We start from the raw sequence: 18464 nt of genomic DNA, 5'->3' as shown, positions 1-18464 counted from the left end.
CTGCGGGCACGGTTGCGGATTTGCCCCGCCCCTCCGTCTGACCAACCCCCCCGCTCCCGACGAACTGCACCACGCAACCACCACCCCCTGCCGAGACCGTGGGTATCACCCGCAGTCTCGGCGCGCCGTTGCAGTCTCGCGGGTAGGGGGTGGGGGTGGATCGAGGCTTAGGCTGGCGGGCGTGCCCGACCTCACGACGCCGCTCATCGCGTGGTACCGGCTGAACGCGCGCGACCTGCCGTGGCGCCGGACGGGATACGGCGCGTGGGGCATCCTCGTCAGCGAGTTCATGCTGCAGCAGACGCCGGTCGCCCGTGTCATTCCGCTCCTGACCGCCTGGCTCGAGCGCTGGCCGACCCCCTCGGCACTGGCCGCGGCCGCGCCCGCCGACGCCGTGCGCGAATGGGCCAACCTCGGCTATCCGCGGCGCGCCCTATGGCTGCACCGCGCCGCGACCGAGATCCGCGACCGCCACGACGACACCGTGCCCCGCGACGTCGACGCCCTCCTCGCCCTCACCGGCATCGGCGACTACACGGCGCGCGCCGTCGCCGTCTTCGCGTACGGTGACCGGCACCCCGTCGTCGACACGAACACGCGACGGGTGCTGGCCCGCGCCGTCGACGGTCGAAGCCAGCCCGGACCTCCGTCCACGCGCGATCTCGCTGCGATGGAGGCGATCCTCCCCACCGACGACGCGGAAGCCGCGATCGTCAACGCCGCGACGATGGAGCTCGGCGCCGTCGTCTGTACCGCGCGGGCACCCCGGTGCGGCGTGTGCCCCGTCGCCGACCGGTGCGCCTGGCGCGCTGCGGGATACCCCGACACGGGCGACGAGCGTCGCCGGCAGGCGCGTTACGAGGGCAGCGACCGGCAGGCGCGCGGCTCGGTCCTGAAGACACTGAGGGATGCCGCCGGCCACAGCGCGCCGCTGGCCGAGGTGATCCCGGACTGGGCCGACGCGCGCCAGCGCGACAGAGCGATCGACTCGCTCATCGCCGACGGCCTCGTCGAGGCCGCGGACGGCGTGCTCGCGCTCCCCCGCTGACTGCTGCGCAGCATCCGCTCTCCGTCTGACGAACGGCGTGGGCTCGGTTCAGCTGCCCCCGACTGCCGCAGGACAGCCGAGTGAGACGAACGAGCGGCCGAAGCGGGCATCGGACGGCACGCACGCCGCCCGGAAACGACGAGAGAGCGGATGCCGCGTGGCATCCGCTCTCATCGCGACACTGCTAGTCCTCGTCGTGCTCGCGCGGTTTGAGGTAGGGGTCCGCGTCCCCCGCGTACGTCGCGGAGTCCGCGAGTCCCGCGACGGCTTCATCGCGTTCCCGCGCTTCACGCAGCAGGTCGGCGATGTGGCCGGCGTTCTCGGGGATCGCGTCGGGGATGAATTCGAGCGACGGCGTGAGCCGCACGTTGAGGTGCTTGCCCACTTCGGAGCGCAGCATCCCCGTCGCCGACTTCAATGCCTCGGCCGAAGCGGCACGCTCCTCATCAGAACCGAGCACCGTGTAGAAGACCGACGCATGCTGCAGGTCGCCCGTGACGCGCACGTCGGTGATCGTGACGAACCCCAGTCGCGGGTCGCGCAGGCCCTTCTCGAGGCGCTCGGCGAGGATCACGCGGATCCGGTCACCCAGACGTGCCTGACGTTCCGATGCCATGTCTTTCCTTCCCTACGAGTGAGGGGACGCCCGAAGGCGCCCCTCACCACGTGTGACTAGCCGCGAGGCTTCTCGACCATTTCGGTGGTCTCGATCTCGTCGCCCACCTGGATGTCGTTGTACTTGCCGAGGCCGATACCGGCTTCGAAGTCCGTGCGGACCTCGGTGACGTCGTCCTTGAAGCGGCGCAGCGAGTCGATGGCCAGGCCATCGGCGATCACGACGCCGTCCCGGATGACGCGCGCCTTGGCGTTGCGCGTGATCGTGCCCGAGCGGACGATGACACCGGCGATGTTGCCGTACTTCGAGGAGCGGAACACCTCGCGGATCTCGGCGACACCCGACTGGACCTCTTCGTACTCCGGCTTGAGCAGGCCCTTGAGCGACTGCTCGACATCGTCGATCGCGTTGTAGATGACCGAGTAGAACCGGACGTCCACGCCTTCGCGGGCGGCGCGCTCGCGCGCCTTCGTGTCGGGGCGGACGTTGAACCCGATGACGATCGCGTTGTCGATCGTCGCGAGGTTGATGTCGGACTCGGTGATCGCGCCGACGCCGCGGTGGATGATCCGCAGCTGGACGGAGTCGTCGACCTCGATCTTGAGCAGCGATTCCTCGAGCGCCTCGACGGCACCCGACACGTCGCCCTTGATGATGAGGTTGAGCGACTCGACCTTGCCCTCTTCGAGAGCCCGCGTGAAGTCCTCGAGCGAGATGCGCTTGCGAGCCTTCGCGAGCTGCGCGTTGCGCTCGGCGGCCTCACGCTTCTCGGCGATCTGGCGGGCCATGCGGTCCTCGTCGGTGACGATGAACACGTCACCGGCGCGGGGCACCGAGTTCAGACCCTGCACCTGGACTGGACGCGACGGGTATGCCTCGTCGACCGCATCGCCGTTCTCGTCGATCATGGCGCGCACGCGGCCGTAGGCGGTGCCCGCGACGATCGCATCGCCGACCCGCAGCGTGCCGGACTGGATGAGCACGGTGGCCACGGAACCGCGACCCTTGTCGAGCTTCGCTTCGATCGCGATGCCGCGCGCAGCCTTGTTCGGGTTCGCCGTGAGGTCGAGACCTGCGTCGGCGGTGAGCAGCACGGCGTCCAGAAGCTCCTGGATGCCGGTGCCGTTGCGCGCCGAGATGTCGACGAACATGACATCGCCGCCATACTCCTCGGCGACCAGTCCGTACTCGGTGAGCTGCTGACGCACCCGCGCGGGGTTCGCCTCGGGCTTGTCGACCTTGTTGACCGCGACCACGACCGGCACGTTCGCCGCCTGAGCGTGGTTCAGAGCCTCCACCGTCTGGGGCATGATGCCGTCGTCGGCGGCGACCACGAGGACCGCGATGTCGGTGACCTGCGCACCACGGGCACGCATGGCGGTGAACGCCTCGTGACCGGGGGTGTCGATGAAGGTCAGCGCGCGCTCGATGCCGTCGTGCTCGGTCCAGACCTGGTACGCACCGATGTGCTGCGTGATGCCTCCGGCCTCACCGGCGACCACGTTGGTCTGGCGGATCGCGTCGAGGGTACGGGTCTTACCGTGGTCGACGTGACCCATGACCGTGACGACGGGCGGACGGATCTCGAGGTCGTCTTCGCTCTCCGCCTCGAGTTCGGCCTCGAGGTCGAGGCCGAAGCCTTCGAGGAGCTCTTTGTCCTCGTCCTCGGGCGAGACCATCTGGATCTTGTAGCCGAGTTCGGCACCCAGAACCTCGAACGTCGCCTCATCGAGCGACTCGGTGGCCGTGGCCATCTCACCGAGGTTGAACAGGATGGTCACGAGCGTGCCGGGCTGAACGGTGTAGCCGCGCAGCGCCTCGAGCTTGTCGGCGAAGTCGGCGATGGATGCACCGCGGCGAAGGCGGATGATCTCGCCGTTGCCCTTCGAGACGTTGACGCCGCCGACGACCGGCGCCGACCGCATCTCGAATTCTTGCCGCTTCGCCCTACGCGACTTGCGCTGCTTGGACTTGCCGCCGCCCTTGCCGAAGGCGCCCGCGGTTCCACCGCCGGGGCCACGGCCACGACCGCCACCGCCACCGGGACGACCGGCGAAACCGCCGACCGGACCACCGGGACGCTGGAAGCCACCGCCGGCGCCGCCCGGACGGCCGGGACCGCCGGGACGCTGCTGGAACGGTGCGCCGGGACGACCGCCACCGCCGGGACGACCGCCCTGACGGGGGGCGCCGGGACGCGGCGCGCCGGGACGCGGAGCCTGCGGACGCGGGATGTTGCCGGGGTTCGGGCGCTGGCCCATGCCCTGCGCCGATGCGAACGGGTTGTTGCCCGGACGCGGGCCGGCGGGCCGCTGGCCCATGCCCTGCGCCGATGCGAACGGGTTGTTGCCCGGACGCGGCGTGCCGCCCGGACGGGGCGGCTGCGGCGTCGCTGCGCCGGGGGTGCCGGCGCCGGGGTCGGTCGGCGCGGCGGGCGCAGCGGGAGCCTCGGCGGCCGGAGCCGCGGGAGCGGCCGGAGCCGGAGCCGCCGGAGCGGGAGCGGCCGGAGCCGGTGCTGCCGGAGCGGGAGCGGCGGGAGCCGGGGCTGCGGGAGCGGGGGCTGCCGAAGCAGGGGGTGCCGGAGCGGGCGCCGCGGGGCGCGCCGGGCCGGGACGACCCGCGGGACGTGCGGGAGCGGGCTTGCTCTCCGCCGCCTCAGCGGGTTTGGCGCCGTCCGCTTGCAGGGCGGCGCGAAGCTTGCGGGCCACGGGGGGCTCGATCGTCGACGAGGGGCTCTTGACGAATTCGCCGAGCTCCTTCAGCTTGGCGAGGGCCGCCTTGCTGTCGACACCGAGTTCCGATGCGATCTCGTGGACGCGGGGTTTGGCGTTTGCCACAGTTCTCCTGTCTGGGGTCTGCCCAGACAGGACAGACCATTACTCGCGGACGGGTCTCATTTCGAGCCGTTCACTTTGTTTCCATAGCCATTCAGCCGTTTCTCGATGGTCTGCGTGTCAGGCTGCCCTGACACACGGAGTGCACGCACGAAGGCACGGCGCCGAAGGGCGGCATCCATGCACTCATGTGTGTCGTGCACCCAGGCGCCTCGCCCCGGAAGAATCGCCCGCTCGTCGGGGACGAGGGTTGATTCGATGGAAACCACCCTGAGAAGAGTGGACCGTGGCGCGCGCATGCGGCATCCGACACACGTTCGTACGGGCTCCATGGTACACCTCGGGGCTGAACGCCCGGTGCGCGTCAGCTCTCTTCCAGGATGGAGTCGGGCTGGATGTCGATCTTCGCGCCGGTGAGCTTCGCGGCGAGGCGCGCGTTCTGCCCCTCTTTGCCGATCGCGAGCGACAGCTGATAGTCGGGAACCAGCGCGCGCACGGCTTTGCTGGCGACATCGAGCACGAAGCTCGAGGTGACCTTGGCGGGCGAGAGCGCGTTCGCGACGAACTTCGGCAGCTCGGGGTCGTAGTCGACGATGTCGATCTTCTCGCCGCTCAGCTCTTCGGTGACGGCGCGTACGCGCCGGCCCAGTTCGCCGATGCAGGCGCCCTTCGCGTTGATCGTGGGGTCGTTCGCCTTGACCGCGATCTTCGTCCGGTGTCCGGCTTCGCGGGCGAGTGAGACGATCTCGACGAGGCCGGAGGCGATCTCGGGAACCTCGAGGGCGAAGAGCTTCCGCACCAGGCCCGGGTGCGTGCGCGAAACGGTGATCTGGGGGCCCTTCGTGCCCCGCGAGACCGACGTGACGTAGACGCGCACGCGCGTGCCGTGCGCGTAGTCCTCGCTGGGCACCTGCTCTTCGGGCGGCAGGATCGCCTCGACGGTGCCGAGGTCGACGTGCACCATCCGGGGGTTCGGCCCCTGCTGCACGACACCGGCGACGATGTCGCCTTCGCGCCCGCGGAACTCGCCCAGCACGGCGTCGTCGGCGATGTCGCGCAGACGCTGGCTGATGACCTGCTTGGCGGCGAACGCGGCGATGCGCCCGAAGTCCTCGGGCGTGGATTCCTCTTCGCCGATGACGACGTCTTCCTCATCGAGCAGCGGAACGAAGACCGAGACGTGGCCCGTCTTGCGGTCGAGCTCTGCGCGCGCACCGGCGGGGAGCTCGCCATCGGGCGACGTGTGCTTGGCGTAGGCGGTCAGGATCGCCTGCTCGATGATGCGAACGAGTTCGTCGAAGGGGATCTCCTTCTCGCGTTCGACGGTCCTCAGCAGTCCGAGATCGATGTCCACGATGGGCCTCCGTATTCAGCTCTCACCGGCGCGTCGAGCATGCCGGAACCATATGACTTTACCGGATGCCGCGACGCCCGGCCACGCTCACCGGTGGCAGTCATCGAGCGGCAGGTCCCGCCCGCCCAGCACCGCATCCGTCCACGAGATGAGCAGCGGCAGGAACCGCGAGCGCGGCAGCAGGGTGCCCAGATGGTCGTATCCGCTGTACACGGCCCAGCGCACCTGCTCGCCGTCGGCGCACAGCCGCTGCACGAACTCCTCCTGCAGTCGCGGGGGGATGACCTCGTCGCTGTCGCCCCACGTGACGAGGATCGGCGTGTCCCACGGCCCCGTCGCGGCGTTCTCGGCGAGCCGCTCGCCGAGGGCGCCCGCCGTCAGGTCGCCGATGTACAGCGGCCGGTCCTCGGACACCCCCAGAGCCGTCGCGACCGACACGATGACGCCCGGCTCTTCGGGGCAGCGCTGCGTCATCTCGCGCACGATCGTCTCGGCCCCCGTCGCGACGTACCGCGTCAGGTCGACGTCGGCGTACGTGTCGGCGTACGGCACGAGAACCCACGACGTGAGGATCGTCAGCAGCGCGTCGCCGCCGCTCTGCAGCATCTCTTCGGCGAGCGCGAGCGGCTCGGCGACCGGCGCGAGCACGGCCGTGCCGCGGATGTCGATCTCGGGCGCGTACTTCTCGGCGATCTGCGACATCCACAGAGCCGCGTGCCCGCCTTGAGAGTGGCCCCAGGCGACGGTGCGGGGCGAGAGGATCGATCCCTCGAGCTCGCGTGCGGCCAGCACGGCGTCCAGCGACGAACGCGCTTCACCGCGACCGATCAGGTACGGGAAGGTCCCCGGCGCCCCCTGGCCCGAGTAGTCCGAGGCGACGACGATCCAGCCGTTCGCGAGCGCCCGGTCCAGACCCGGGATCGCCCAGCGCGTCGCCGACGCGTCGCGCAGGCTCGGGGCGCAGCCGCGCGCGACGCCGGTCGTGCCGTGATTCCAGGCGATGACGGGGCGCGCTCCGGGCGGACGATCCTCGGGCACGATGACGAGCGCGCTCGCCACGGCCGCGCGGCCGAGGGCGTCGCTGGTGGTGTACAGGATGCGGGTCACGTCAGCCCCGGGCGGATGCTGCCCCACGAAATCGTCGGAGCGGATGAGACGACCGTGGTCGTACGGAACGAGATCGGGCGGGTCGTAGAACGCGTCGACGACGTTGGCGCCATCCTGCAGCCAGTCGTTGAGCCACCATCCGCCCGACGCCGTGACGACGAGGAGGGCGGCGAGCGCATAGCGGCCCGCGGCCGCCCAGACGCGCACCCGCCGGCTGCGCCGCTGCCCCGTCTCGCCCGCCGGCGCCGGTTCGGACGTGCCGTGCCGGAATCCCCGCACGGCGCGCACGAGGGTCGTGATGCCGAAGAGGATCGTGCGCACACCGAACACGAGCGCGACGACGAGCACCGTGACATCGGGCCAGGTCAGGGCCAGGACGCCGAACGCGATCTGCGCCCCGGCCCAGGCGAACGCGAGGACGCGCCTGCTCGCACCGCCCCGGGTGAACGCATCGAAGAGCGACGCGAGTCCGCCGAGGATGAGCAGGTAGGCGAGCACGACGGGAAGCAGCTCGAGCGTCCGCCCGAACCCGACGAGCACCGCGACCCCGAGCACGATCCACACGCCGGCGAACACTTTGCGCGGCCATGTCGTCGCGCGGCGGCCCGCGAGGTCGGCGACACCCGAGACGACAGCGCTCAGCCCGACGTACACCGTCAGGATGACCAGCGACGTGAGCGGTCGCGTGACGATGAGCAGCCCGAGCAGCAGCGCGAGCGAACCGACGAGCATGAGCACGAGCGGCGGCGCGTTCGCCACGAGGCGCGGCAGTGCGCTCCACCGGGCGGCGGTTCCCGCCTCACGCTCGCGAGTCACCGTCCCGATTGTAGATCGGCTCGCGCGTCTGGGAGTCTGCGTCAGCCGGCCGTGCCGAACGCGTTGACGGCGCGGATCAGCCGGTACAGCGAGCCGACCTGGAACTGGTCGAACACCAGCACGAGGCGCGGCAGGTCGACGCGGTCGTCGTCTTCGCGCTCCGGCCGCAGTGCTTCCGTTCGCTCGATGCGCCCTTCGGCCGCGAGGAATCCGAAGCGTTCGTTGAGCTCGTCGATCTCGGCATCCGTCGGCTCGTTGCGCAAGCGCAGCACGAGCCGGTGGCCGACCCAGCGCAGCGAGTCGTAGTTGCGCCAGAAGCCGGTGATCTCGGACGCGGCGACCTCGACGGAGTCGGTGATCAGCACGCGGTCGAAGTCGTCGGGCGAGATGACGCCCGATGCGACGAGCTCGTCCTCGACGAAACGCCGCAGACCCGCCCAGAACGTGCCGCCGGGAGCGTCGAGCAGGACGATCGGCGTCGGGTCGGCTTTGCCCGTCTGCTGCAGCGTGAGCAGCTCGAACATCTCGTCGAGCGTGCCGAATCCCCCGGGAACGCAGACGAACCCGTGGGATTCCTTCACGAGCATGAGCTTGCGCGTGAAGAAGTACTTCATCGTGACGTTGTTCGCCGCGGTCGAGATGACGGCGTTCGGCTTCTCTTCGAACGGCAGCCGGATCGACACCCCGAGGGATCGCTCGACGCCCGCGCCTTCGGCGGCGGCCTGCATGATGCCCGGCCCCGCGCCCGTCACGACCATCCACCCGCGCTCCGCGAGCGCTGCCGCGACATCGGATGCCTGACGATAGAGCGCGTCCTCGGCGCGCGTGCGCGCCGAGCCGAAGATCGTCACCTTCGGCACGTCCTCGTAGGGAGCGAAGAGACGGAACGCCGTGCGCATCTCGGTGAGCGCCGCCGACGTGATCTTGAGGTTGAGCCGGTCGGACTCGTCCAGCCCGAGACCGATGCCGGTCACGAGGATGCGCGCGACGAGGTCCTCGTTCTCACGGATGCCGGCATCCGTGATCGCCTCGCGGATGCGGTCGGTGACCTCGGGGGGAACGGCGGTGTCGGACATGACTCCAGCGTCGCATGATCCGGCGCCGCTGGGCTCGCCCGAGGGCCGATCTATGCTGGCCCCGTGCCCTCCGCGCCCGCTGTGAAGTCCGCCGCCCGAGAGGCGGCATCCAATCCGGTGCTGCGCTTCCTCGCTCGCGCGGGATATGTCGCCAACGGAATCGTGCACGTGCTCATCGGGGCCATCGTGCTCGCGATCGCCTTCGGGGCGCCCGGTGAAGGCGACCAGGCCGGAGCGCTCAAGGCACTCGCCTCAGCGCCGCTCGGATTCATCCTGCTGTGGGTCATCGCCGTCGCGCTTGCGGCCCTGGGCGTCTGGCACGCTTTCGCGGGGATCATCGCCAGGGCTCCGCGCGACGACGTGAAGGGCGCGGCGAAGAAGTGGGCTCGGCGCGTGTCGGAATGGGGCCAGGCCGTGGTCTTCCTCACGCTCGGGGTCATCACCGCCGCCGTCGCACTGGGGGCTCGCCCCGACGCCGAGAAGACGGCGGAATCGGCGAGTCGCGGCGTGCTGCAGCTTCCGGGAGGGCCGTTCGTGCTCGGCCTCACGGGGCTGGGGATCGCCATCGGAGGCATCGCCTTCATCGTGATGGGCCTGCTGCGCAGCTTCCGGAAGCGCATGGACCTGCCCGACGGCAAACGCGGCCGCGGGCTCACGGTGGCCGGGATCGTCGGATTCATCGCGAAGGGCGTCTCGCTGGGGGTCGTGGGGGTCCTCGTGCTCGTCGCCGCCGTGCGGCAGGACGCCGACGCCGCGGGCGGGCTCGACGGCGCGATCGACGCCCTCCTGGAGCTCTACCTCGGCCCGCTTCTGGCGGGCCTGGTGGGTGCCGGCTTCGTCGTGTACGGCGTCTTCACCGTGTTCCGCGCCCGTTACGCGCGCCTGGACGGGTAGGCGGCGCCGCCCGGGCTGTCAATCCCCTCGCACCGGCACGACCATGCCGCGAGGGTGGAGTCATGACAGACAGCGAAGCGCAGGAAGTGACCGGAACCGAGGCGATCGCGCGCGTGAAGGAGCTCGTCGAGGACATCGATCTGACGATGCTCACGACTCAGGATGCCGCGGGGCACCTCGTGGCCCGGCCGATGAGCACGAGACAGATGGACGACAGCGGAGCGATCTGGTTCTTCACCCTCGAGGAGACCAAGAAGGTCGATGAAGCCGAGGCCGAGCGTGATGTGGGCCTGTCCTACATCGACCCCAAGGGGCACCGCTATGTGTCGATAGCCGGCAAGGCGAGCGTCATCGGCGACCGCGCCAAGATGGAGGAGCTGTACACCTCGTCGCTCGACATCTGGTTCGAAGACGGCCTGCAGACCCCCGGCATCACCCTGCTGCGGGTGACCCCCGTGGAGTGCGAGTTCTGGGAGCCCAAGAACGGCGTGCTGGTCACGGCGGCGGGCATGCTGAAGGCGCTCGTCACGCGCGACGCCCCCGACGACACGATGCGCCACGGGCGGGTGCGGTTCTGAGCGACCGGCCCCGACTCAGCCGCGCAGGCGGCTGACCGCCTCGTCCGCCGGAACGACCTCGCGGTCTCCCGTGCGGCGGTCCCACAGCTCGACCTGGCCGTCGGCGGCACCGCGGCCGACGATCACGATGCGGGGCACGCCGACGAGTTCTGCGTCGCCGAACTTGACACCGGGCGACACCTTCGGGCGGTCGTCGTAGAGCACGTCGAAGCCCGCGGCCTCGAGATCGGCGGACACTCTCTCGGCGAGCTCGAAGGCTGCGGCATCCCGCCCTGTCGCGACCACGTGCACGTCGAACGGCGCGACCGAGGTCGGCCAGACGAGGCCCTTGTCGTCGTTGTTGAGCTCGGCGATGATCGCGAGGATGCGGGTGATGCCGATGCCGTACGAGCCCATCGTGACGGTCACGAGCTTGCCGTTCTCGTCGAGCACCTTGAGCCCGAGCGCTTCGGCGTACTTGCGGCCGAGCTGGAAGACGTGGCCGATCTCCATGCCGCGCGCGAGCTCGACGGGACCGGAGCCGTCCGGCGCGGGGTCGCCCTCGCGCACCGTGGCGACTTCGATGAACCCGTCGGCTGTGAAGTCGCGGCCCGCGACGAGCGAGTGCACGTGCTTCTGGTCGATGTTGGCGCCGGTGATCCAGCTCGTGCCGTCGACGACGCGCGGATCGAGCAGATAGCGGATGCCGGTGGCCGACTCTTCGCCGAGGATCGGACCCGTCTCGGACCACGGCCCGATGTACCCCTTCACCAGCAGCGGGTGGCGCTCGAAGTCCTCGGGGCTCGCCTGCTCGACCTCGGCGGGGGCGAAGGCGACCTCGACGCGTTTGGCGTCGACGTCGCGGTCGCCCGGAAGCCCGATGACGACCATCTCGCGGGTGCCATCGAGGTGCTTCAGGGTGAGCACGACGTTCTTGAGGGTGTCTGCTGAGGTGTACTCCCCCTCGAGCACGGCGTTCGAGTGCGCGACGAGGGTGTCGATCGTGGGGGTGTCGGGCGAGTCGAAGATGACCGGGGCGGGCAGTCCGTCGAACGGAATCGGGTCGGGCACGATCGTCGTGAACGCCTCGACGTTGGCGGCGTAGCCGCCGGCCGAGCGGACGAAGGTGTCTTCGCCCACGGGCGTCGGGTGCAGGAACTCCTCAGATCGGGAGCCGCCCATGGCACCGGCATCCGCCTGCACGATGACGTATTCGAGGCCGAGGCGCTGGAAGATGCGCTCGTACGCGTCGCGCTGCGCCTGGTAGCTCGTGTCGAGACCGGCGTCACTCGCGTCGAACGAGTACGCGTCCTTCATCGTGAACTCGCGGCCGCGCAGGAGTCCCGCGCGGGGGCGGGCTTCGTCGCGGTACTTGTCCTGGATCTGGTAGATCGTCAGCGGCAGGTCCTTGTACGACGAGTACAGGTCCTTCACGAGCAGCGTGAAGACCTCTTCGTGCGTCGGTGCGAGGAGGTAATCGGCGCCCTTGCGGTCCTGCAGGCGGAAGAGCGCGTCGCCGTACTCCTCCCATCGGCCGGTCTGCTCGTAGGGCTCCCGCGGCAGGAGTGCCGGGAAGTGCACCTCGTAGGCGCCCGCCGCCGCCATCTCGTCGCGGACGACCTGCTCGATCTTGGCTTTGACCTTCAGACCGAGCGGCAGCCACGCGAACACGCCCGGCGCCTGACGCCGGATGTATCCGGCGCGCACGAGCAGCCGATGGCTCGTGACCTCGGCATCGGCGGGATCTTCGCGGAGCGTGCGGAGGAAGAAGTGCGAGAGACGGGTGACCACGAGCGACAAGCTTAGTTGCGGCGGGTGTGCGGCTACTGACCGGGACCGGAGATGGCGGTCGGCGGGGACTTCGCGAGTGACAGCACACCCGCGACGGCACCCGCGCCGGCGAGAAGGAAGACCGGGATGCTCCACAGCGGCGCGCCCGCGGCCTCCTGCAGCACCGTGATCCCGAGCACCACCGCGACGAACGGGTCGATCACCGTCAGACCGCCCACGACCACTTGAGGGCTGTTTCCCGTGTGCGCCGTCTGGACGTAGTAGATCGACAACCCGCCGGCGACCACGATGCCCGCGACACAGCCGAGCGTGAGGAAGTTCGCGGAGTCGATCGCGAAGTCGTGCCCGTGCAGCATCGTCTGGATCCGAAGGATGACGGTCTTTCCGAGCGTCGCGACGAACGCCGAGAACACGCCCCCGAGGATGACGAAGACGATCGGCGCGACACGGTGACCGCGACGCCACAGGCGCACGGCGGCCGTCCCTGATCCCACGAGCGCGAGCACGACGCCGAGCACGACGAGGACGGCGATCAGCTGCCCGTCGGTGATCGTGGTCTGCCGGCTGACGACGGCCGCGACGGTGACGAACACCGACAGGCTGACAACGCACAGCGCGATCGACAGCACCTCCCGGCGCGAGGGGGCGCGCTTGGTCGTCCACGCCGCGAGCAGCGACGAGAAGACGAGGGCGACGACGCCGACGGGCTGCACGACCATGAGCGGCGCGAAGGCGAGCGCGCCGAGCTGCACGAGGATCGACAGCACGTAGAGCACGGTTCCGATGAGCCAGACCGGCGTGCGGATGAGCCCCCAGAATTGCCCCGCGCTGAGGGTCTGCCCGGCGTTCGCGCGCTGACTGACCCCTCGCGCCTGCAACATGTTGCCGACGCTCAGGAGCGCAGCGGAGAGGACGGCGAGTGCGATGCCGACGACCGGCAGAGACGTGATCGTCGACACAACGCTCCGTTCGGGCAAGCGGGGATCTCAGGATACCCGCCGCGGCTCACCGTCCGAGCAGGTCCAGCGCCGCGTTCACGATGCTGTCCGCGTCGATGCCGTGCAGGACATATGCATCCTCGAGGCTCGACGACTGGCCGAACTCGCTCACGCCGAGACTGCGCATGCGGTCCCCGCGGATGGCCGACAGGAACGACAGCGTGTGCGGATGCCCATCCATGACCGCGACGATCGGCGCCGCCCGAGATGCCGGGAAGAGCTGATCCGCGATCGCGCTGCGCGACGAGGGGTCGATCGTCTCGCGGTTCTGCAGCGAGCGGAACACCAGGTCGGGGCTCGTGAGACATACGACACCGGCGGCGATGCCCGCCGCCTCGAGCGTCTCCGCCGCGGCGAGCACCTCGGGCATGATCGCTCCGACGCCGACGAGCGTGACCCGCTCGTCCGGGCCCGCGTCGACGAGGCGATACCCGCCCGCGACGACCTGCCGCCGCCGGCGCTCCCGCAGCACCGCATCCTCGGGCAGCTGCGCGAGCGCCTGATCGATCGGCCGTGTCGTGAGCCGGAAGTACGCCGACGTGCCGCCGGGCGTGCCGATCCGGCTCATCGCCTCGAGCATCGTCCACTCGAGGTCTTGCGCGAACGCCGGCTCCCAGGCGATGCAGCCGGGCTGCTCCAGACCGATCGACGGGGTCGTGATCGACTGGTGCGCGCCGCCTTCGGGCGCGAGCGTCACCCCCGACGGCGTTCCCACGAGGATGGATTGGCCTCCCGCGTAGATGCCGTACGACCACGGCTCCAAGGCACGGTTGACGAACGGGTCGTAGATCGTCGCGATCGGGATGACGGGCTGTCCCCACCTGCTCCACGTCGCGCCGAGCTCTCCCGCGAGGCTCACGAGGTTGACTTCGGCGATGCCCAACTCGATGTGCTGGCCGCTCGGGGTCTCGGACCACTTCAGCAGCCGGTCGGCGTCGTCGGCGAACCAGTCGCGACGCTCCCCCACCGACCAGACGCCCGTCTTGTTGATCCAGCCGCCCAGGTTCGTCGAGGACGCGACGTCGGGGCTCAGCGTCACGACGCGCCGCGCCGCGTCGGGGGCGGCGCGGGTGAAGTCCGAGAGGAACCGACCCAGAGCCGCCTGCGTCGAGATGACGGCACGGTAGCCCCACGGCAGCGACGGCGGCACCGCGACCGGCTCGGCGAGCGCGATCTCGGGGCGGCGGAGCCGCTCGGCGGCCGCGGCGATGACGGTCTGCTCGTCGGTCCCTTCACCGAACGCCCGCCACGGGTCGTCGAGCGTCGTGCCGGACAGTGTCGCGAGCTCATCGAGCTGTGCTGCGTTGAGCTGTGCGGAATGGTTGTTCGGGTGCCCCTCGGTCGCGAGGCCACGGCCCTTCACGGTGTACGCGAAGATGACCGACGGGCGCGAGGGATCGATCTGCTCGTAGGTGTCCAGCAGCATCCGGATGTCGTGTCCGCCGAGGTCGCGGATCGCGGCCGCGAGCTCCTGCTCTCCGAGGGCGTCGATGCATGCCCGCAGCCCGTCCGACGGCTCGGCACCCGCGACGCGCGCCGCGAGTTCTGACGGATGCGACCGCAGCAGGCGCTGATACTCCTCGTTCGGCATCGACTCGAGCCGCTCGCGAAGCTCGTCGCCGCCCGGCCGCTCGAAGATCTCGCGGATGCGCCGACCCCATTTGACCGTGAGCACCTGCCAGCCCGCCGCGGCGAACATGCCCTGCAGCCGCTGGATCTGGATGTCGGGGATGATGCGGTCCAGCGACTGCCGGTTGAGGTCGACGATCCACAGCAGCTCCCCCATGCGGGAGACCTGCGGGTCGCAGATGGCCTCCCACACGGCGCCCTCGTCGAGTTCGGCGTCGCCGAGCAGCGAGATGAAGCGGCCCGATCGTGGCGTCTCGGGAAACTGGTCGCGCAGGTACCGGTGCGACAACGCCGCCCAGATCGGTGCCGTCGCGCCGATCCCGACACTGCCGGTCGAGAAGTCGACCGTGTCGGGGTCCTTCGTGCGGCTCGGGTAGCTCTGCAGTCCGCCCTTCTCGCGCAGCCGGGGCAGGTACGACGCGTCGAGCCCGCCGAGGAGGTAGTTGATCGCGTGCAGCGCGGGTGACGCGTGCGGTTTGACCGAGATGCGGTCGTCGGCGGTGAGCTCCGAGAACCACAACGACGTCATGATCCCCACCATCGACGCGCTCGACGCCTGATGGCCGCCGACCTTGACTCCGGAGGGATTCGGGCGTCCGCGGTTCGCGCCGTCGACGATCGCGGTCGACAGCCACAGCACGCGCTGCGCGATGCGATCGAGCACATCGTCGCCGAGCGAGGCGGCGGCCGAGAGCGGGCGGTCGTTGACGGAAGGGGCGACGGCGTCGTCGATGTCAGTCACCACGGAAGACTAACGAAACAGTCCGCTGTATGCGTTGAGCGCCAGCTGGCCGCCGAGGTGCGCGTAGAGCACGTTGCTCGTCGCGGGGATCTCCTTCGACGTCACGAGGTCGATGAGGCCCGCGAGCGACTTGCCCTCGTAGACCGTGTCGGTGATCATCGCCTCGAGCGAGCCGCCCAGCCGGATCGCCTCGAGCGTCGATTCGACCGGGATGCCGTAGAGGTCGCCCGCCCACCCTTCGAGGACCGTGATCTCGTCGTCGCGCAGCTCGCGGCCGAGCCCGATGAGTTCGGCGGTGTTGCGGGCGATGCGCTCGACCTGCGCGCGGGTCTTGTCGATCGTCGCGGACGCGTCGATCCCGATGACGCGGCGGGGGCGGTCCTGACCGGCGAACCCGGCGATCATGCCGGCGTGCGTCGACCCGGTGACGGTGCAGACGATGATCGTGTCGAAGAAGACGCCGAGGTCGCGCTCCTGCTGCTCGACCTCGGAGGCCCAGTTCGCGAAACCGAGGCCGCCCAGCGGGTGGTCCGACGCTCCCGCCGGGATCGCGTAGGGCTTGCCGCCCTCGGCGACGACCTCGTCGATCGCCTGCTGCCAGCTCGATCGGATGCCGATGTCGAAGCCCGCCGCGTCGAGGGTGACCTTCGCGCCCATGATGCGCGAGAGCTGGATGTTGCCGACGCGGTCGCTCAGGGGGTCGGGCCACTCGACCCAGTTCTCCTGCACGAGGCGGGCCTTGAGGCCGAGCTTCGCGGCGACGGCCGCCACCTGGCGCGTGTGGTTGGACTGGTAACCGCCGATCGAGACGAGGGTGTCGGCGCCCTGCGCGAGGGCTTCGGGCACGAGGTATTCGAGCTTGCGCGTCTTGTTGCCGCCGAAGGCGAGGCCGCTGTTGACGTCTTCGCGCTTGGCCCAGATCTGCGCGCCCCCGAGGTGCTGCGTCAGGCGGGGCAGGTGCTGGATGGGGCTGGGCCCGAAGGTGAGCGGGTACCGCTCGAAGTCTGTGATGGCCATGTCGTCCTCGTCAGGTCGTGGGGTGAACTGCGGCCACCGTAGCGCAATATCCTGGATATTGCATTTCGGATGCCGCATCCTGACGTAGAATGCGAGGACCGACCGTCCGGAGGCGCCCCTATGCCCGTCCCCTCTGCCAGCCCTGTGCCGGCGCGCGAACTCCTGCGCGACAACGTGTACGCCGCGCTGCGGGACGCGATCGTCGACGGCACGCTCGCTCCCGGCGAGCGTCTGCGCGACACCGAGATCGAGGCATGGCTCGGGGTCAGCCGCACTCCGATCCGCGAGGCGCTGCTGCGCCTCGAACGTGCCGGCCTCGTCGTCTCGCAGCCGGGACGCGCGACGATCATCGCCCCGTTCGACGCGGGCTCGACGCGCAGCGCACAGCAGGTCGCGGCATCCATGCACGAACTGGCCGCGCGCCTGGCCGTGCCGATCATGACGGCGGCTCAGCTCGACGAGCTGTCGGCGGCCAACGACGCGTTCGCCGCGGCGATCGGCGCCGGCGACACCGAGACGGCGCTCGCAGCGGACGACCGGTTCCACGACGTCTTCGTGCGCGCATGCGGCAACCCCATGGTCGCCGAGGTGCTCGAGATCGCCACTCCCCTGCTGCGTCGCGTCGAGCGGTTGCGTTTCGGGTCCCTTTCGGGACGAGACTCCGTCGATCAGCACGCCGAGATCATCGCCGCGGCCGGAGCGCGCGATGTCGAGGGCACAGCCAGGCTGTGCCGTGAGAACTGGCTGTCGCTGAGCTACGTCAGCGAGGAGTGAGCGCGGTCGGCGTCAGCTCGTGACGACCTGCGCCGTTCCCACCGCCGCATCCGGCCCCATCTCGGCGGCGATGCGGTTCGCCTCTTCGATGAGGGTTGCGACGATCTCGGACTCGGGGACCGTCTTGATGACCTGACCCTTGACGAAGATCTGCCCCTTGCCGTTGCCGGAGGCCACTCCGAGGTCGGCTTCACGCGCTTCGCCGGGTCCGTTCACGACGCAGCCCATGACCGCGACGCGCAGGGGAACCGTCATGTCCTTCAAGCCTTCGGTCACGCTGTCGGCGAGCGAGTAGACATCGACCTGGGCACGGCCGCACGACGGGCACGACACGATCTCGAGCTTGCGCTCGCGCAGATTGAGCGACTGCAGGATCTGGTGGCCGACCTTGACCTCTTCGGCCGGCGGCGCCGAGAGGGACACGCGGATCGTGTCGCCGATGCCCTCGGCGAGCAGGATCCCGAACGCCGTGGCGGACTTGATCGTTCCCTGGAAGGCTGGGCCGGCCTCGGTGACGCCGAGGTGCAGGGGCCAGTCGCCCCGCTCGGCGAGCAGGCGATACGCCTTGACCATGACGATCGGGTCGTTGTGCTTGACCGAGATCTTGAAGTCGTGGAAGTCGTGCTCCTCGAACAGCGACGCCTCCCACACGGCGCTCTCCATGAGGGCTTCAGGGGTCGCCTTGCCGTACTTCTCGAGCAGACGCTTGTCGAGCGATCCCGCGTTCACGCCGATGCGCAGCGACACTCCCGCAGCCTTCGCGGCGGCGGCGATGTCGCCCACCTTGTCGTCGAACTGGCGGATGTTGCCGGGATTGACGCGCACGGCGGCGCAGCCGGCGTCGATCGCCTGGAAGACGTACTTCGGCTGGAAGTGGATGTCGGCGATGACGGGGATCTGGCTCTTCGCCGCGATGATGTGCAGCACGTCGGCGTCATCCTGCGACGGCACCGCGACGCGCACGATCTCGCAGCCCGATGCCGTGAGCTCGGCGATCTGCTGCAGCGTCGCATTGATGTTGGTCGTCGGGGTCGTCGTCATGGACTGGACGCTGACCGGCGCGTTGCCGCCGACGAGCACCTTGCCGACCTTGATCTGGCGGCTCTTGCGACGCGGGGAGAGGAGTTCCGGCACGCGTGGCATTCCGAGGTTCACTGCTGGCACGCTCTCAAGCCTACGGCGCGGGGGTCGAGGTGGCCTGACAGGGCGCC

General features: G+C 69.8%; 15 protein-coding genes. 4 read left to right on the top strand and 11 right to left on the bottom strand.

Translation table 11 applies throughout. The features are described 5' to 3' along the window. The first annotated feature begins 181 nt into the window (after window positions 1-181). Window positions 182-1048, top strand: a complete 867-nt coding sequence (locus ACWICD_RS02645; protein ID WP_454139186.1) for an A/G-specific adenine glycosylase — start codon at window positions 182-184, stop codon at window positions 1046-1048. Between the two features lie 184 nt (window positions 1049-1232). On the opposite strand, the gene rbfA is transcribed toward ACWICD_RS02645, so the two are convergent. From rbfA to ACWICD_RS02615, 6 genes are all read right to left on the bottom strand, one after another. Continuing rightward, the gene (gene rbfA / locus ACWICD_RS02640; RefSeq protein WP_376129887.1) at window positions 1233-1664 is read right to left on the bottom strand and encodes a 30S ribosome-binding factor RbfA; all 432 of its coding nucleotides are present in this window, start codon (window positions 1662-1664) and stop codon (window positions 1233-1235) included. Between the two features lie 56 nt (window positions 1665-1720). Further along, window positions 1721-4501: a translation initiation factor IF-2 gene (infB, locus tag ACWICD_RS02635; protein WP_454139185.1), complete on the bottom strand. Its 2781-nt coding sequence runs from the start codon at window positions 4499-4501 to the stop codon at window positions 1721-1723. A gap of 56 nt (window positions 4502-4557) precedes the next feature. After that, on the bottom strand, window positions 4558-4830 hold the full coding sequence (locus tag ACWICD_RS02630) for a YlxR family protein (protein ID WP_376129893.1): 273 nt from the start codon (window positions 4828-4830) through the stop codon (window positions 4558-4560). Between the two features lie 32 nt (window positions 4831-4862). Then, window positions 4863-5852 (bottom strand): transcription termination factor NusA, encoded by a 990-nt coding sequence (gene nusA / locus ACWICD_RS02625; protein ID WP_376129896.1) that lies wholly within the window; start codon window positions 5850-5852, stop codon window positions 4863-4865. Window positions 5853-5939: 87 nt separating this feature from the next. Next, a complete protein-coding gene (locus tag ACWICD_RS02620) occupies window positions 5940-7775 on the bottom strand; it encodes a lipase family protein (protein ID WP_376129898.1) in 1836 nt (611 codons plus the stop codon). Window positions 7776-7816: 41 nt separating this feature from the next. Beyond that, on the bottom strand, window positions 7817-8851 hold the full coding sequence (locus ACWICD_RS02615; RefSeq protein WP_454139184.1) for an LOG family protein: 1035 nt from the start codon (window positions 8849-8851) through the stop codon (window positions 7817-7819). Window positions 8852-8914: 63 nt separating this feature from the next. On the opposite strand from ACWICD_RS02615, the gene ACWICD_RS02610 reads away from it, so the two are divergent. Continuing rightward, window positions 8915-9745, top strand: a complete 831-nt coding sequence (locus tag ACWICD_RS02610) for a DUF1206 domain-containing protein (RefSeq protein WP_454139183.1) — start codon at window positions 8915-8917, stop codon at window positions 9743-9745. A 62-nt stretch (window positions 9746-9807) separates the two neighbouring features. Beyond that, a complete protein-coding gene (locus ACWICD_RS02605; RefSeq protein WP_454139182.1) occupies window positions 9808-10323 on the top strand; it encodes a pyridoxamine 5'-phosphate oxidase family protein in 516 nt (171 codons plus the stop codon). Window positions 10324-10338: 15 nt separating this feature from the next. On the opposite strand, the gene ACWICD_RS02600 is transcribed toward ACWICD_RS02605, so the two are convergent. Genes ACWICD_RS02600 through ACWICD_RS02585 form a run of 4 tightly spaced genes read right to left on the bottom strand, consistent with a single transcriptional unit; the run spans window position 10339 to window position 16479 of the window. Then, on the bottom strand, window positions 10339-12093 hold the full coding sequence (locus ACWICD_RS02600; RefSeq protein WP_454139181.1) for a proline--tRNA ligase: 1755 nt from the start codon (window positions 12091-12093) through the stop codon (window positions 10339-10341). Window positions 12094-12125: 32 nt separating this feature from the next. Beyond that, on the bottom strand, window positions 12126-13052 hold the full coding sequence (locus ACWICD_RS02595; protein ID WP_454139180.1) for a DMT family transporter: 927 nt from the start codon (window positions 13050-13052) through the stop codon (window positions 12126-12128). Window positions 13053-13098: 46 nt separating this feature from the next. Continuing rightward, window positions 13099-15462, bottom strand: coding sequence for a transketolase-like TK C-terminal-containing protein (locus ACWICD_RS02590; protein WP_376129914.1), 2364 nt, complete (start codon window positions 15460-15462; stop codon window positions 13099-13101). A 9-nt stretch (window positions 15463-15471) separates the two neighbouring features. Continuing rightward, window positions 15472-16479, bottom strand: a complete 1008-nt coding sequence (locus tag ACWICD_RS02585) for a 1-aminocyclopropane-1-carboxylate deaminase (RefSeq protein WP_376129917.1) — start codon at window positions 16477-16479, stop codon at window positions 15472-15474. A 120-nt stretch (window positions 16480-16599) separates the two neighbouring features. On the opposite strand from ACWICD_RS02585, the gene ACWICD_RS02580 reads away from it, so the two are divergent. Next, complete coding sequence (locus tag ACWICD_RS02580) at window positions 16600-17253, top strand: GntR family transcriptional regulator (RefSeq protein WP_454139179.1); 654 nt, start codon at window positions 16600-16602, stop codon at window positions 17251-17253. A gap of 12 nt (window positions 17254-17265) precedes the next feature. Here the strand turns inward: ACWICD_RS02580 and ispG are convergent, their stop codons facing one another. Then, window positions 17266-18417 (bottom strand): flavodoxin-dependent (E)-4-hydroxy-3-methylbut-2-enyl-diphosphate synthase, encoded by a 1152-nt coding sequence (gene ispG, locus ACWICD_RS02575; protein ID WP_376129923.1) that lies wholly within the window; start codon window positions 18415-18417, stop codon window positions 17266-17268. Window positions 18418-18464: the final 47 nt, after the last annotated feature.

The sequence above is a fragment of the Microbacterium sp. NPDC055357 genome (genome assembly GCF_053644835.1).
The sequence above is the reverse complement of the archived record's forward strand: the minus strand, read 5'-3'. Positions and strand labels throughout refer to the sequence as shown.